We start from the raw sequence: 14737 nt of genomic DNA, 5'->3' as shown, positions 1-14737 counted from the left end.
CTCACACCTGCCCAGTCTTTCTGATGGAAGCGACCTTGCCGCCGGTCAGCGCCGCCTGTTCCTTGGCCCATGCTTCCCGCTCATCCCACAACTGCTTGACTAGCGACACCTCTCTGGCCAGCGCCTCTTCCCAGAGCGCCCGGTAGCGGGTGGCTTCCGCCTTGGCCTCGCCCAATCGCTCCCGTATTTCATCGCGGGGCTTGGCCTCTACTTTCGACGCAGCGTCGATGACCTGAATCAGGTCGCTAAAGATCGGCCGTGACTTCTTGATCGAGCCCTTCTTCCGTCCTGCTTCCAGGGAGACCGAGTCGTTGGTGATCTTGGTCCCCTTCGGGACATTAACCGGATTGCCCATTTTCAAGCGTTCCAACGCCTCGAAGTAGTCCTTCAGAATGTCAGTCATGCACATCTCCCATCGTGGCTTCTCGGGACCGCCATTCGCGCTCCACACGCTCTAGTGCCTCCAGTTCTTCCCGCTCCATCGACTCGGTGATCGAGTTGGGTGTGATGTGAGTCATCGCCACACGCTTGAGCCGGATCGTCTCCACGATCTTCGAGTGTTTGCCTATCAGGTGCTTGCAACCATCAGTAGCGCAGACAGTGTCGATCAGGTTCAGGCCCTTACGAGTTTCACACACGCCCGGTCGCGTGCATCCCCCCAGCGGCCCTTCCCGATAAGCGAGCAACCCCGCCTTCATCTGCTTAGCAACCTCCTCGCGCGACATGACCTCGCCACGCTTGCGCTGGCGCTCGTAGAAGGCGCCAGCACCGCCGAACATGGGCTCGGTGCTGTTCAGCACATCGCGCACGAAAGCCAACATCTCGGCTTCCTCAACGCCGTCCTGCCAGTCAACCGCGACGTGCTTCCTGTATCCGGCGGGATCGTCTGCGATGAAGTTTTTGCAGAAGGTGCTGCCACGCCCATAATACAGAGCCATCTCCCGCGTAATGTGCTGCAGCTGCCGACGCAGGGATGAGAGTCGGACCAAGCCACTAGCGTTGGCATAGACCGCCAAGCTCCGACGCAACTGGTGGGTGGTCAGGGGCCAACGCTGGCCGACCGCGAATTCGGGCTCCTCGCGCCAGGAGCGGAAGGGGTCGATCTCCTCCAATTCCACGATATCTTCCTCCTCTATGAATGGGCACAGACGGGAAAGCAGCGAATCGTTACTATCGTGCGAAAGTTGTGTTCCAAAAGCTGCGATGCGTCCCTCCAGCGAGACACGTTTCAGCATCCATGGCAGGTAGTCGCTTGAAGGGAATAGCGGATAGTCATCCTTGAGATCCTCAGCTTCGCTCTGCGCAACACCTAGGGCATCGTAGATAACGGCTGCGAAGTCCTGTGCCAGCCGGATCACTCGGAAGCCGTCGCGCTCGGTAGTGACCCACTTCGTCCTCAGGCGCCGTCCCTTGTTGAACTTGGTCGTGACGCCAACGATCAGAGAGTGCTTGCGCCCGTGGAGGCCCTCTTCAAAAGCCATGCAGTGGTATGGCAAGTGGCGAGCCTCGGCGTCTCGCATGCCGCTGAAGATGTGGATTTGCAGCTTACATATACGGAAAATCTCGCCAACAGTCCCCGCAAGGCTCCGCAAGTGATGTGTATCGCTGTTGTAACCATGCTTCTTGAGGTAGGCAGCTAGACCGTGCTTATCAATCAGGGCGCGACCAATGCGAATCCCGTACGCTGTTTCGGTCACCTTGGCCTGCCGGTGCGCAATAACAGCATCCCGCAACGCCGCCAGCAGCGAGGGCTTGTGGGCCTCGATATCGTCGATTTCCGCCGAGAGGTTGTTGATCAATGCAGCGTAAATTCGCGTCGGCAGTGGGGCGAACTGGCGAACGCTGTCGCGATACTCCTTGGAGCGCTGTTCCAGGTCCTTCCCGCGCTTTGGTGTCGCCAGGGTGAAGCCTAACTGCATTTCTGGATCGAGTTGGCGAAGGAAGGAAAGCCAAGCCATCCATGGTTCCACGGCTTGATTGGACAGGCTTGCGCCGCAGGCATCCAACAGAGCCGCCTGCGTCAGCACGTCACGCACCGTACACGATCGCGCCTCAGCGAAGCGGGCGACGTAGCGCAAGGTGGTGAGTTTGCGATCCAGCGTTCTTGGCGCATTCTCGCTACCGTAATAGATTTGTCGCGTCATCAAGAACTGTAGTTCGCGCATGCGGGCTTCGCGCTCAGCCGTGATATCCACCATACTGGTGGTCACCTTTCCCGCTCTTTGCTTCCAGTAAAAGAAGTGCAGCAAGAGCTTCTTCTGGTGAGCTGTGTAGGCTGTCCATGGCCAGACAAACTCACGGACAGTGTGTTGGGTACCATCCAAGTCGCGGCAAATGACATGGTCCAGTGGCAAGCAGATGCCCTGATCCTCGTCCCAAGGGTCGGGGCGGATAGCTCCATATGTTTCGATGCAGGCCTCAGTTTTCATACGATGACGCCCAGCTCGAGGAATAACTGGTACTTGTCCGCGAAGAAAGGCCAAAGGTTTCCGTTCTCGAACACGTCTTTGCGCACCCACTCAACCATCGTACGGCAATTGCCAAAAGCGGCAATCTTCTCGAGATCCTTGTCGCACTTGGCAATCAGCGGACGCAAGGCGTCCTCGTGCTTCGGGCCGAGGATCACTTGCTCCATTACGAATGCTGCGGAGGCCACCTTGCGCGCGTCCTCCTCGCAGGCGACGAGCACCCGGTGAGTGCAAAACAGGCAGCCTTGGCTGTCCTTGCAATTCGGCTTGACCGGCACGCGGTCAGCCAGCGCCTCGGGGTGGCCAAAGCCGTCGCAGCTTCCGCCTTCCTCCAACGGCCGGGCATCTGCCACCACCGCTTTCGAGATGACACGCTGCCGTTTGGCTGACGCTGAAACCGAATGCAGGAACAGCGACAGTTCCTCGCGGTGATCAGTTACAGAGCCGGCGTCGTAGCGTTTCCGAGTAGTCTGCTCAGAGTTCTGCAGCACCTTAGCCGTGACCGATGCGTCGTGATGGCGTTGGTACCAGTCAGCCACGCTGGCGCGGAGCTTTCTCGATCCTATACGGGGCAGCTGAGGATCGATGGCACACAGCAAGTTCTGATACAGCGCCTGGAGTGCCCCTGATCTGATCCGCTTGGGAAACATCACGTGATTGGGGCCCAAGGTAAAGAATAGGTACGGGAAGGACTTAACACCAAGCAGGTAACGACGCAGGTCCATGAACCGACGTAGGGACGGCATGAAGGTCGCGGGCACAGTCAGAGCAATCAGCTTGCCACCGGCTCGGAACTTCAGTGATCGGTATTGCTGGTTGAGGGTAGCCATGTCGATCTCACCGTCCGTCTCGATTTCCCTCGCCACCGACTCGTTGATGCCAGTGTTGCAGAAGAAAAGGTATAGAAAGGCATTGTGGGCGTGCACTCCGAGCATGATTCGCACGCGGCCCCTATCATCGGCATTGGCGGCGTTAATCCGGGCCTGCGCTTTTGCAATGAAATCCTTTGCTATCTTTTGCCGATCTGAAGGAAAGCGCCACATTGCATACCGATGTGCGATCTCGCCTGTAGTAGCAAGGCGCCCAGCGGTATAGTCGTAGGCCCAATAGGGCTGTTTGAGCTTTTCCCGTTCGGCGCCCCATTGGTGCGGGGGTAGGCGCCACATTTGTGTGGGGAAGAGCCATAGATGGTTTTCTGCCCAGCCGAGGGTGGCTGGGAGCATCAACTTGTAAGGGAAGGGCCGTTGCTCCAGCACTAGGTCACACAGACCGTCGAACAAGGCCTGATTGAGAGCCACTGCGTGAGTGAAGTCGTGTGGCGCTAAGGGATCAGTGCCATTATTGGGATTCCGGCAACGGATGACCTTGCGGGTGCCGCGATGGAGGTCTTCGAGACCAGTCACGGCCTCGAGAAGATTGAGGATGGAATCAAGTCGATGGTTGTGCACATGTTCGCCAAACTCCTGTCGACAGTAGCGCTCCCGGGTGTCTTCTGCCCAGGCCAGATAGGCATGGCGGGTGGCGTCGCCGCCAGATAGACAATCATGCAGACCGTTGGCATCAGCCCAATCGAGGAACAATTTGAGGCTCATCATATAGCTTTGGACTGTCGCCATCCGTTTCCCGCCATCGGTGATGAAACAAGAGAGCGCCTTGATGAGTTGCAGTATCTGGCGAGGGCGTTGCTTGAGGAATGAGATGAACACGACCTCGCGTGGCTGGCCAGGCTTTCGCCTCTTGTGTGAGCGCAGAACGTAGCAGAAGGCGCCGACGTCATAGCACGAGGAGTCGATTCTCAAGATAACCTGCTCCGGGTGCAGGATGCGGGTGTTCTTGGCCAGAGGTAGTTCGATGGTGACCGTCGAACGAGTGGCGAAGGTAGGCTCAGCAGGCTTATTCATGAGTCACCTCCATGCCCTTCATTGCCTGCTCGATCCATTCTTGCAACTGCCTGCCATAGCCGTTCACTGCCTCGTAGATGACATCCATCTGGCTGCGATAGTTGAGGTAGAGGTCGGTGGTAGCGAAGCTCTCATGCCAGAGTAAGTCCTTCACAGTCATTCGCGCCCTGCTTAGGGTGATCGTCCCTTGTTGCACCAGCTCCATCATCTGTTCCGTCATGTTCATGCCAAAGCTAGCTCGGAGGTCGTGGATACGGTAATGGAAGTTCTTGTCGTGATGTTCGCGCACGTAGGGAATCACGTGCTCCTGGATAAATTGGCGCACGGGCTGGCCGGTCTTCTCGTAGCGGCGGTCGAGGTCTGGGTTGAAGCACAGGGCCTCAGCCTTAGCTGTGTAGTAGGGGTTACCCTGTTGTGTCAGGAACAGGTAGGGATCAGGGTGCTCTCCATGCTTAGCCACAAACCGCCCCTTGCGCACTTTAGTGCGCTCGGACAAAGCATAGGTGCGAAGCAGTTCATAAATGGGACGCGGGACCTGCAGCACGCCGCTCTTATCGTTCTTGGTGTCAATTCCTGTTCCTGGCCCAGCCTTCAGCTTGAATACCTCGCCTTCCCCAGTCAGCGACTTCGCATAGCCCGGATTAGGCTGTGTGAAGTGCCGCAGGCGGAGCGTGCCGGCCGTCTGGATACGCGCCCCGGTAGCCAGCATGAAGAGCTGGATCAGGTAGCACTCGGTGTTGCCTTTGATCTCGGTGGCTTCGAGAATCCAGTTCTGTTCCTTGCCGATCAGCGGTCGCAGCTTGCCGCCATCCTGGATGGTCCCGGCAAAGGGATCTTCCGATTTGGGGGCGCGGATGCTCACGTCCGTGGAGACGACCGACTTCGATACCGAGAATCCTTCGGTGTTCTTAAAGAAAAGTTGGTACCGCTTTTCTTCCCACGGCGGATACTCAGGCTGGAAATAATTGTTGTCTATCAGCCAGCGATAGAAGGCGACCACGGTCCCCATGCGCCGCTTGGCTGTCGCGGGGGCAAGCTCGCGAGCTTGGATCAACTGCTGAAGGTAACCACGGTAACGATAGGTCGGCCGCCGCAACTTGATCTTGGGAAACTGGAACATCAGGTCGTCGGGGCGATTCTGAGTATCCAGCCATTCCTTGTAAGCGCCCAGATCGTCCGCCCTACTCTGGTACGTCGCCATGGCGGGGGGCGCTTCTGCCTCCAATTGAGCCAGGATGTAGAGGGTGCCAAGAGGCCACGGTGCCGCATTCCTGTCGAGTACAACAGGAAACAGGTTGTAGTTGAAGCCCTGTCCCGCCTGACCATCCCAGACAAAACGGTAGTGATAGGTCAAGGCAGAGCGCCCAATGCCCTGTTTGATAACCCGTTTGAGCGCACGTGGATCGTCCGCCGTTGTCAATTCCGACAGTTGGAAGACAGGCAAGAGCACCTTGCGCCGCAATTCCCTCATCGCCCGGCTTTCGGTTTTGCCTTAATCGCATCAAGACAATTTTTCACCGACTGGACAAAGCCAAGGCCGGTGATGTTTATAACTAGGTCGATCGTGCCACTACCACCTCGGTTTTGCGTATCAAGGGGCTGCAGCTCATTGACGAACTTCTCACCTGTCACTACGAGCCTATAATCGCGACCGTGGTAGCCTACCTGGAGCCGCACGCTGCACCTGGAGGGATCGAGAGGGGTGTAATCCTTAAACTGTTTGACGTGGGCGCCAAGATGCTCAAGCACAGTCCTGAACGGGACGCTGCTGACTCGGGCGATTTCGGCGGGAGAGAATGTATGAGTCACTCGCACTCCTCTCCCGCGCCTACCTCGAAAAGGCGACTACTGGATGGCACTACTGTGCTCATATACATGAGCCCAACAACCCAACCCATGGCACTCTCCCACGGAAGTTTTGTCCATCTTATTGAAACTTAAACAACAAGCCTACCAATGGTTTACTTGCGTGTACTGCTGCAGGTGCCGGCCAACCGCATCGGCCATACCGATCTCACCCTGGCCCAGCTGAAGATCCTGCAGGAAGCCATCACCCTCACCGTCTTCGTGCCCTTCGTCGTCTTCTACATGGGCCAACCCCTCAAGCTCGACTATCTGTGGGCCGGCCTGTGCCTGCTGGGGGCCGTTTACTTCATATTCCGCAGCTGATCCGGTCAGGAAATGCCAGCTTGCGGCTTAATTCATAACCACACTCTTATAAAGGCTATTAATATCTCCCCTTGCTAATAGTCAAAATAACTTAGGGAGATGTCTGTGGCATTGTTCGGCAACAACCAGCGGCAACGAGAACTAGAAGCGGCCCTTGCCGCCCTGCAGAACGAGAACGCCAGCCTGCGCTCCCAGGTGGCCGATCTGGAAAACGAGCAGCAGACCCTGGAGCAGAAGTGCCACGCCGCCGAAACCGTGGCCCGGGGCTGGGAAAAGCTGCTGCACAACCTGGACCGCTTCGGTTCCAGCCTGGCCAAGTCCCAGGGCACCATGGCCGCCATGGCCCACAGCCTGAAGACGGAAAAGGAAGAGGCCGTCACCGCCGGCCGCATCACCACCGACAGCCAGGCCCAGATGCATGGCATCAGCGCCAACCTGAGCCAGCTGGCCCAGCAGTCCCAGACCACCATGGGCCAGGTCGAAGGCCTCAATGCCAGCACCGAGAAAATCGGCAGCATCCTCAACCTGATCAAGGAAATCGCCGACCAGACCAACCTGCTGGCCCTGAATGCCGCCATCGAGGCGGCCCGGGCCGGCGAGGCGGGCCGCGGCTTCGCCGTGGTGGCCGATGAGGTGCGCAAGCTGGCCGAACGCACCGCCACCGCCACCAACGAGATTTCCGGCCTGGTCAGCGCCATCCGCCACGACACCGTCTCGGCCCACGCCAGCATCTCCTCCCTGGCCAAGGAGGCGGACCACTCCAGCAACGAGGGCAAGCAGGCGACGGAGAACCTGGACAACATCATCGGCCTCTCCCGTCACATCGAGACCGCCGTGGCCGTGGCCGCCCTGCGCAGCTTCACCGAACTGGCCAAGATGGACCACCTGGTGTTCAAGTTCGAGGTGTACAAGGTCTTCATGGGCGCCTCCCAGAAACGCCCGGAGGATTTCGCCGTGCATACCTCCTGCCGCCTGGGCAAGTGGTACTACGAGGGCGAAGGCCGGGAGTGCTTCTCCCTGCTGGACGGCTACCGGGCCCTGGAAGCGCCCCACATCAACGTGCACAAGAGCGGCAAGGAAGCCCTGGAACGCCTGCGCCTGGGCGATTTCGACGGCGGCGTGGCCCTCCTGGAGCACATGGAGGCGGCCTCCGAGGAGGTCCTGGACTGCCTGGAGCGCATGGCCCAGGCCGGGGAGCAATCCCCCGACGTGCTCTGCCTGGAACACTGAGGCCGGACGGTCCGGGCCGCCCCTCTGGCCTCCCGGACCTGCCTGCCGTACCATAGAGCCGCCGGGCTGGACCCGGCGCTTTTTTTCCCGTCCCGACCCACACCCCATCCCGCCGCCCATGCCCGGTACCCCAGCCCGCAACCTGCTCGAGCACGCCCGCAACATCGTGGTGGAAGGCCCCATCGGCGTCGGCAAGACCAGCCTGGCCCGGCGCCTGGCCGAGCATCTAGGCCAGAGCAAGGAATGCCAGCTGCTGCTGGAGCAGCCGGAACTCAACCCCTTCCTCACTCGCTTCTACCAGGAGCGCAGCCGCTACGCCCTGCAGACCCAGCTGTTCTTCCTCTTCCAGCGCCAGGACCAGCTGCGGGACCTGGCCCAGCCGGACATCTTCCGCCAGACCGTGGTCTCCGACTTCCTCTTCGAGAAGGACCCGATCTTCGCCCGCCTCACCCTGGCCGAGGACGAATACAAGCTCTACCGCCAGATCTACGACACCCTGGCACCCCAGGTGGTGTCGCCGGACCTGGTGATCTACCTGCAGGCCAGCCCGGAAAACCTCATCGCCCGGGTGAAAAAGCGGGGCCTGGACATGGAGCGGCGCATCGGCGACGTGTACCTGACCCAGCTGGCGGAAAGCTACAGCCGCTTTTTTTACGGCTACAATGCCGCGCCGGTGATGATCGTCAATTCCGACCGACTCAATTTCGTCGATCAGGACCGCGACTTCCACCTCCTCCTGGAACGGCTCGCCGCCATGCGCGGCCACCGGGAATACTTCAACCGGGGAGAATGAACCCATGTCCAGCCAATCCACGACCCGCCGCCTGACCATCACCGACATGGCCAAGCTCAAGGCCGCCGGCGAAAAAATCGCCATGCTGACCTGCTACGACGCCAGCTTTGCCCGCCTCTGCGACAACGCCGGGGTCGATACCGTGCTGGTGGGCGATTCCCTCGGCATGGTGGTGCAGGGCCACGATTCCACCCTGCCGGTGACCCTGGCCGACATGGTCTACCACACCGCCATGGTGGCCCGGGGCTGCGACCGCCCCCTGATCATCACCGACATGCCCTTCGGCACCTACCAGGAAACCCCGGAACTGGCCTTCCGCAACGCCGTGCAGCTGATGGCCGCCGGCGCCCAGATGGTCAAGATCGAGGGCGGCGAGGACATGGCCGAGACGGTGCGCTTCCTCACCCACCGCGGCATCCCGGTGTGCGGCCACATCGGCCTGACGCCCCAGTCGGTACACCAGCTGGGCGGCTACCGGGTCCAGGGCAAGGACGAGGCCGGCGCGGCCCAGCTCAAGGCCGACGCCCTGGCCATCCAGGCCGCCGGCGCCAGCATGGTGGTCCTGGAGGCCATTCCCCAGGCCCTGGCGGCTGAGGTCACCGCCCTCCTGCAGATCCCCACCATCGGCATCGGCGCCAGCGTGGAGTGCTCCGGCCAGGTGCTGGTGCTGCAGGACATGCTGGACATCGCCCCCGGCCGCAAGGCCCGCTTCGTGCGCAACTTCATGACCGGCCAGCCCTCCGTGGCTGCCGCCATCGCCGCCTACGTGGCGGCGGTGAAGGACTGTACCTTCCCCGCCGCCGAACACTGTTACTGAGTCACCCCACCGGCAACGGGCCGCCAAGTACGGCCCGGCCATCAGGAGAAACAGCCATGCAGATCTTTTCCCGGGTCGACGACCTGCGCGCCGCCCTTGCCGGCAAACCCGAGGTGGTGTTCGTGCCCACCATGGGCAACCTGCACGAGGGCCACATTTCCCTCATGACCCAGGCCCGCCAGCACGGCCGGACCGTGGTCGCCAGTATTTTCGTCAATCGCCTGCAGTTCGGCCCCGGCGAGGACTTCGACAAGTACCCGCGTACCTTCGAGGCCGACTGCGCCAAGCTGCAAGCCGCCGGCGTGGACGTGCTGTTCGCCCCCACGGAAGCCGACCTCTACCCGGAACCCCAGACCTACCAGGTGGAACCGCCGGAAATCCAGAACTGGCTCGAGGGCGAATTCCGCCCCGGCCACTTCCGCGGCGTTGCCACCGTGGTGCTGAAGCTGTTCAACATCGTCCAGCCCCAGACCGCCCTCTTCGGCAAGAAGGACTACCAGCAGCTGATGGTCCTGCGCAACATGGGGCGCCAGCTGGCCCTGCCCATCCGCATCCTGGGCGGCGAGACGGTGCGGGCCGAGGACGGCCTGGCCCTGTCCTCCCGCAACGGCTACCTGACCCCCGCCGAACGGGCCGAGGCACCGCGTCTGGCGCGGGAGCTGAACAAGCTGCGGGACGCCATCCGCGCCGGCAACCGGGACTACCCGGCCCTGGAGCGGGCCGCCATGGCCGCCCTTGACGCTGCCGGCTGGAAGGCGGACTATGTTGCGGTGCGGCAGCAAGCCGACCTCCAACTTCCCGGCAGTCCCGATGCACCCCTGGTGGTGCTGGCCGCCGCGCGCCTCGGCGTTACGCGACTCATTGATAATCTTGAGATTTAATTCAAAAACTGGGCGTTGACAGACGGCGGTGAGCCGTTAAAATGCCGTTCCCCTTACCTTTTGCCTACGGGTGAAGCCATGCAGAGAACCATGCTCAAGTCCAAGCTCCACCGGGTGACCACCACCCACTCGGAGCTGCATTACGAAGGCTCCTGTGCCATCGACCAGGACCTGCTGGACGCGGCCAATATCAAGGAATACGAACAGATCGACATCTGGAACGTGAACAATGGCGAGCGCTTCACCACCTACGCCATCCTGGCTGAACGCGGCTCCGGCGTCATTTCCGTCAACGGCTCCGCCGCCCGCAAGGCTGCGCCCGGCGACATCCTGATCATCGCCACCTTCGCCACCTACACCGAAGTGGAACTGGCCAAGCACGAACCCCAGCTGATCTACGTCGATTCCCAGAATCGCATTGCCCGCATCGGCAACAAGATTCCGGCCCAGGCCGCCTGAGACACCGGATTTTTACCCGGCCTTTCGGGTAAAAGAAGGTAAAAAAGCCGCGAGCAATCGCGGCTTTTTCTTTTGGGGCCGGCCCTGAGCTGCATCGGCCAAGACACGGCGGAAGCGGGCGGCGCAAACCCAGAAGGGACGGGCCTCTTCAGGCAGGCCTGCCCGACAGGCCCATGGCGCCTGCCTGTGCGGGCATCCCCTTGATAGGGCCCTACTCGGCGGCGGCCTTCTTCACCGGCCGCTTGGCCGGGGTGCGCCGGGTCTTGGGCTTGGCGGCGGCATCGGCGGCAGCAGCGGGCGCTGCCTCCGCCTGGGGCGCAGCCTTGGCGGCGGCCTTGGGTTCGGACTTAGCCTTGGGCGGCGTCTTCTTGGCGGCTTCGATCTCCTGGGCGGCAGCCGTCTTGCGGGCCCGGGTACGGGCGCCGCTGCGGGCACCGGAAGACTCGCCGCGGCCGGAAGGCTTCCTGGCCGCGGCCGGGCTGGCGGCAACCGCTTCGACTGCCGCCGGGGCGGCCACAGCGGGCGCTGCCACGGCTTCCACCACTACCGGCGCGGGGGCCGCAGTCGAGGCGGGGGCCTCGGCTGCCGCTTCCTGGACCCGGGGACCATCCTTCACGCCGTTTTCCTTGGCGCCGTCGCGGCCGCGGCCGCGCCGACGGTTTCCGCCGCGCCCTTCCCGGGCCGGCGCTTCCGCCGTCTCGGCGGCCGGCGCCTGCGCCTCGGCAGGGCTTTCTTCCGGCTGCGTCACTTCCCGCACCGACACATTGCCCGGACGGGCTACGTAGGCGCCGGACTTCTCGTCCCGGCCGAAGGCCAGCAGGCCCCGGTTCTGGGCCTCCTCCAGCAGGTTGCCGAAGGCGCGGAAGCCGTAGTAGGACTCGTTGAAGCCCGGATTGCGGCGCTTGATCGCCTCCTTCAGCACCGAGGCCCACAGCTTCTCGGTGTCGCTGCGCTCGGCCATGAGGTCCTCGAAGGTAGCCATGGCCAGTTCGATGCCCTTGGCGCGGCGGGCGTCCTGGTCGTCCTTGCGCTTCTTCTCGTCTTCCGGCGAACGGCGGGGTGCCGCTTCCTTGGCCGGGTCCTTGCGGTTGGCGGCGGCCCGCTTGGCCTCCCGGTCCCGCACCAGATCGTCGTAAAAGATGAATTCGTCGCAGTTGGCGATGAGCAGGTCCGAGGTGGACTGCTTCACGCCGACGCCAATGACGTGCTTGGCGTTTTCCCGCAGCTTGGAGACCAGGGGCGAGAAGTCGGAATCGCCGGAGATGATGACGAAGGTGTCCACATGGGACTTGGTGTAGCAGAGGTCCAGGGCGTCCACCACCAGGCGGATGTCGGCGGAGTTTTTGCCGGACTGGCGCACGTGGGGGATTTCGATCAGCTCGAAATTGGCCTCGTGCATGGTGGCCTTGAAGGTCTTGTAGCGTTCCCAGTCGCAGTAGGCCTTCTTGACCACGATGGAACCTTTGACCAGCAGACGCTCCAGCACCGGCTTGATGTCGAATTTTTCGTATTGGGCGTCGCGCACGCCCAGGGCGATGTTCTCGAAGTCGCAGAACAGGGCCATGCTGACGGTATCGGCAGGAGCTGCCATGGGTGTTTCTCCGTAAGGAATTGGATCAAGTATAAGGCCGGGGACCGCTCAGGCGGCGCGCAGGGCCTCGACGATGTTCATGCGGGCGGCCCGGAAGGCCGGCAGAAAGCCGCCCAGCAGGCCCATGAGCAGGGCAAAGAGCAAGCTCTTGACGACGATGCCCGCATCGAGGGAAAAGGTGAAGGCCAGTTCGGCGAAGGACTGCCAGTTCATGGTGGAAATGGTGAACAGCTGCATGGTGGAGGCCAGCAGCAGCCCCACCAGCCCGCCCAGCAGCGCCAGGCCCAGGGATTCGGCGAGGAAGGCCAGCAGGATGGCCCGACGGTTGAAGCCCAGGGCCCGCAGGGTGCCGATCTCGCCGGTGCGGTTGGCTACCGCAGCATACATGGTGATCATGGCACCGATGATGGCGCCGATGGAAAAAATCACCGACAGGGTGATGCCCAGGATGCTGATGAACTTGGACAGGGCCTCCGACTGGTCGGCGTAGAACTGGGATTCCCGCTTGGCTTCCAGGGTCAGGCGCGGGTCGTCCTCGATGGCCGCCTTGACCGCGGCGAAGGCGCCCGGATCGTTGAGGCGGAAGATCAGGGAAGAGAACACCGGCCGGCGGAAAGCCTGCATCAGCTGCTCCGCATCGCCCCACACCTCCGAATCGAAGCCGCTGCCGCCCGCATCGAAGACCCCCACCACCACCCAGTCCCGGGCGCCGAAGCGCATGGTTTCGCCCAGGCCGGCGCCGTTGAAGCGGCTGGCGATGGCCTGGCCGGTGACGATCTCGTTGGAGCCGGGGCGGAACGGCCGCCCCGCCACCAGCCGCACCTGGGGCCGCAGCTGCAGCCCCACCGGCGACAGGCCGCGGATGATGACGTTGGAAGGTTTGGCCGCCGCCCCCTCGGCCACCCGCTTGTTGAGGGAGATCAGCACCACCGTCTCCTTCGACAGCATGCGCAGGCCGCCGGCCCCCAAGGCCACCTGGGGCAGGCTCTCGACGATGGCCGCCGGCCCCCGCTCGATGCCGCTCTGCACCTCGGTGCCGGAGGCCCGGCGGGTCACCACCACGTTGTCCGGGCTGCCCGTATCCACCAGGGTCTTCTTCAGCCCCGCATCCAGCATCAGCACCGTGGCGAAGACGAACACCACCAGGGCCATGCCGCCGGCGGTGAGGGCCGTGGTCAGCTTGCGTGCCGCCAGGTTGCGCAGGGAATAGGAAAGGGGAATGGCCATGGTCAAGCGACGCTGCGCAGCCCTTCGACGATAGGGATGCGGGCCGCCCGCCGGCTGGGGAACCAGGCGGCGATGAGGCCCACCCCCAAGGCGCAGGCAGCCTGCAGCAGCACCGTGGTGCCGGAGACGAAGAAAATGGGGAACAGGGTGCCCATGGCCTGGGCGAAGGCAGCCGCCGCGGGAAAGGTCAGGGCGATGCCGAGGCCGCCGCCGATAGCGGCGATGGCCACCGACTCGCCGAAGATCAGCCCCTGCACGAAGCCGGGGCCGAAGCCCAGGGCTTTCAGGGTGGCATATTCACTGGTGCGCTCCCGCACCGTCATGGCCATGGTGTTGGCCATCACCGCCAGGATGATGGCGATGACCACGTAGGAAACGATGCGGATGGCGACGACGATGGCCTCGGTCATGGAGACGAAGGAAAGTTGGAAGGCCTTCTCCGTCTCCGTCAGGGTTTCCGCCGCACTGTTGCGGAATTCGGCATCGATGAGGCGCGACAGCTCCGCCGCCCGCCCCGGGTCGTCGATGGTCACCACATAGACCCCCACCTGGTTCTGCCGCCGCGGATAGCGCACCTTGGCCACCTCGTTCAGGTAGTCCCAGTGGAACAGCATCTGGGCCACGTCCGTCTTGGCGTCCCGCCCGGTGTAGATGCCGCGGATGACGAACTCCCAGGTGCCGGGAAAAATGGTGCCCTTCAACTGCACCACATCCCCCACCTTGAAGCCGTACTGGGCCGCCAGCTTGCGCCCGACGATGGCCCCCTTGCGGTCCCGGGCGAAGGCGGTGCGCTCGTCGTCGCTGAGCAGGTACTCCGGGTACAGTTCCAGATAGTTGGGGTCCACCGCGAACTGGGGAAAGAAATTCTTCGGCTCCTTGTAGATGCCGCCGAACCAGTTGGCCGTGGTGATGGCCTTGACCCCGTCGATCTGGCGGATCTTCTGCTTGTAGGTCAAAGGCAGGGGAAAGACCAGGGAAATGGAATTGCGCGTCACCAGCCGGGCATTGGACGCCCCTTCCGCCCCGGCGTACCAGGCATCCACCACCGTGGACAACAGCCCGAAAGACAACACCGCCACCATCAACCCCACCAGGGTCAGCAAGGTGCGCAGCTTATGCCGGAAGGCGTTGCGGAGGACGAGGTTGAGGAGGATGAAAAGCACAGGGGACTCCGGGAGAGGGAGTCATTATAGGCGGGGAA

13 protein-coding genes and 1 pseudogene are annotated in these 14737 nt (G+C 62.4%); 6 read left to right on the top strand and 8 right to left on the bottom strand.

Annotated features, from left to right (window positions below; genetic code table 11):
- Position 1: 1 nt before the first annotated feature.
- Genes AZSP09_RS15965 through AZSP09_RS15945 form a run of 5 tightly spaced genes read right to left on the bottom strand, consistent with a single transcriptional unit; the run spans position 2 to position 6178 of the window.
- On the bottom strand, positions 2–403 hold the full coding sequence (locus AZSP09_RS15965; protein ID WP_152090599.1) for a hypothetical protein: 402 nt from the start codon (positions 401–403) through the stop codon (positions 2–4).
- Positions 396–2429 carry a hypothetical protein gene (locus tag AZSP09_RS15960; RefSeq protein WP_152090598.1) on the bottom strand — a complete coding sequence of 678 codons (2034 nt, stop codon included), beginning with the start codon at positions 2427–2429 and terminating at the stop codon, positions 396–398. Before AZSP09_RS15960 ends, AZSP09_RS15965 begins: the two co-directional genes overlap by 8 nt.
- Positions 2426–4369: a hypothetical protein gene (locus tag AZSP09_RS15955; protein ID WP_152090597.1), complete on the bottom strand. Its 1944-nt coding sequence runs from the start codon at positions 4367–4369 to the stop codon at positions 2426–2428. Before AZSP09_RS15955 ends, AZSP09_RS15960 begins: the two co-directional genes overlap by 4 nt.
- Positions 4362–5840, bottom strand: coding sequence for a site-specific integrase (locus AZSP09_RS15950; RefSeq protein WP_152090596.1), 1479 nt, complete (start codon positions 5838–5840; stop codon positions 4362–4364). Before AZSP09_RS15950 ends, AZSP09_RS15955 begins: the two co-directional genes overlap by 8 nt.
- Positions 5837–6178, bottom strand: coding sequence for a hypothetical protein (locus AZSP09_RS15945; protein WP_197739021.1), 342 nt, complete (start codon positions 6176–6178; stop codon positions 5837–5839). Before AZSP09_RS15945 ends, AZSP09_RS15950 begins: the two co-directional genes overlap by 4 nt.
- A 162-nt stretch (positions 6179–6340) precedes the next feature.
- On the opposite strand from AZSP09_RS15945, the pseudogene AZSP09_RS15940 reads away from it, so the two are divergent.
- The 6 genes and pseudogenes from AZSP09_RS15940 to panD all read left to right on the top strand — a co-directional run.
- Positions 6341–6538, top strand: a pseudogene (locus AZSP09_RS15940) (DMT family protein); the annotation flags it as partial.
- A 99-nt stretch (positions 6539–6637) separates the two neighbouring features.
- Complete coding sequence (locus AZSP09_RS20660; RefSeq protein ID WP_152090594.1) at positions 6638–7768, top strand: methyl-accepting chemotaxis protein; 1131 nt, start codon at positions 6638–6640, stop codon at positions 7766–7768.
- A gap of 118 nt (positions 7769–7886) precedes the next feature.
- Complete coding sequence (locus AZSP09_RS15930; RefSeq protein WP_014236568.1) at positions 7887–8561, top strand: deoxynucleoside kinase; 675 nt, start codon at positions 7887–7889, stop codon at positions 8559–8561.
- Between the two features lie 4 nt (positions 8562–8565).
- Entirely contained in the window at positions 8566–9378 is an 813-nt protein-coding gene (panB, locus tag AZSP09_RS15925) for a 3-methyl-2-oxobutanoate hydroxymethyltransferase (protein ID WP_130460105.1), read from the top strand.
- A 56-nt stretch (positions 9379–9434) separates the two neighbouring features.
- On the top strand, positions 9435–10259 hold the full coding sequence (gene panC / locus AZSP09_RS15920; RefSeq protein ID WP_152090593.1) for a pantoate--beta-alanine ligase: 825 nt from the start codon (positions 9435–9437) through the stop codon (positions 10257–10259).
- Positions 10260–10349: 90 nt separating this feature from the next.
- On the top strand, positions 10350–10718 hold the full coding sequence (panD, locus tag AZSP09_RS15915; protein WP_268907599.1) for an aspartate 1-decarboxylase: 369 nt from the start codon (positions 10350–10352) through the stop codon (positions 10716–10718).
- Between the two features lie 211 nt (positions 10719–10929).
- Here panD and AZSP09_RS15910 read toward each other — a convergent pair whose 3' ends face one another.
- From AZSP09_RS15910 to AZSP09_RS15900, 3 genes are read right to left on the bottom strand one after another with little or no spacing between them, the layout of a single operon-like run.
- Complete coding sequence (locus AZSP09_RS15910) at positions 10930–12309, bottom strand: NYN domain-containing protein (protein ID WP_152090592.1); 1380 nt, start codon at positions 12307–12309, stop codon at positions 10930–10932.
- A gap of 48 nt (positions 12310–12357) precedes the next feature.
- Positions 12358–13536, bottom strand: a complete 1179-nt coding sequence (locus AZSP09_RS15905) for an ABC transporter permease (RefSeq protein WP_152090591.1) — start codon at positions 13534–13536, stop codon at positions 12358–12360.
- A 2-nt stretch (positions 13537–13538) separates the two neighbouring features.
- Entirely contained in the window at positions 13539–14699 is a 1161-nt protein-coding gene (locus tag AZSP09_RS15900; protein WP_152090590.1) for an ABC transporter permease, read from the bottom strand.
- Between the last annotated feature and the right edge of the window lie 38 nt (positions 14700–14737).

The sequence above is a fragment of the Azospira sp. I09 genome, assembly GCF_009177135.1.
Lineage (GTDB): Bacteria > Pseudomonadota > Gammaproteobacteria > Burkholderiales > Rhodocyclaceae > Azospira > Azospira oryzae.
The sequence above is the reverse complement of the archived record's forward strand: the minus strand, read 5'-3'. Positions and strand labels throughout refer to the sequence as shown.

Excerpts from the sequence above, each read along its gene's own strand:
- AZSP09_RS15965 (WP_152090599.1), bottom strand. The coding sequence starts at position 403 with ATGACTGACATTCTGAAGGACTACTTCGAGGCGTTGGAACGCTTGAAA.
- AZSP09_RS15930 (WP_014236568.1), top strand. The coding sequence starts at position 7,887 with ATGCCCGGTACCCCAGCCCGCAACCTGCTCGAGCACGCCCGCAACATC.
- AZSP09_RS15905 (WP_152090591.1), bottom strand. The coding sequence starts at position 13,536 with ATGGCCATTCCCCTTTCCTATTCCCTGCGCAACCTGGCGGCACGCAAG.
- AZSP09_RS15955 (WP_152090597.1), bottom strand. The coding sequence starts at position 4,369 with ATGAATAAGCCTGCTGAGCCTACCTTCGCCACTCGTTCGACGGTCACC.
- panB (WP_130460105.1), top strand. The coding sequence starts at position 8,566 with ATGTCCAGCCAATCCACGACCCGCCGCCTGACCATCACCGACATGGCC.
- panC (WP_152090593.1), top strand. The coding sequence starts at position 9,435 with ATGCAGATCTTTTCCCGGGTCGACGACCTGCGCGCCGCCCTTGCCGGC.
- AZSP09_RS20660 (WP_152090594.1), top strand. The coding sequence starts at position 6,638 with ATGTCTGTGGCATTGTTCGGCAACAACCAGCGGCAACGAGAACTAGAA.
- AZSP09_RS15950 (WP_152090596.1), bottom strand. The coding sequence starts at position 5,840 with ATGAGGGAATTGCGGCGCAAGGTGCTCTTGCCTGTCTTCCAACTGTCG.
- panD (WP_268907599.1), top strand. The coding sequence starts at position 10,350 with ATGCTCAAGTCCAAGCTCCACCGGGTGACCACCACCCACTCGGAGCTG.
- AZSP09_RS15960 (WP_152090598.1), bottom strand. The coding sequence starts at position 2,429 with ATGAAAACTGAGGCCTGCATCGAAACATATGGAGCTATCCGCCCCGAC.
- AZSP09_RS15910 (WP_152090592.1), bottom strand. The coding sequence starts at position 12,309 with ATGGCAGCTCCTGCCGATACCGTCAGCATGGCCCTGTTCTGCGACTTC.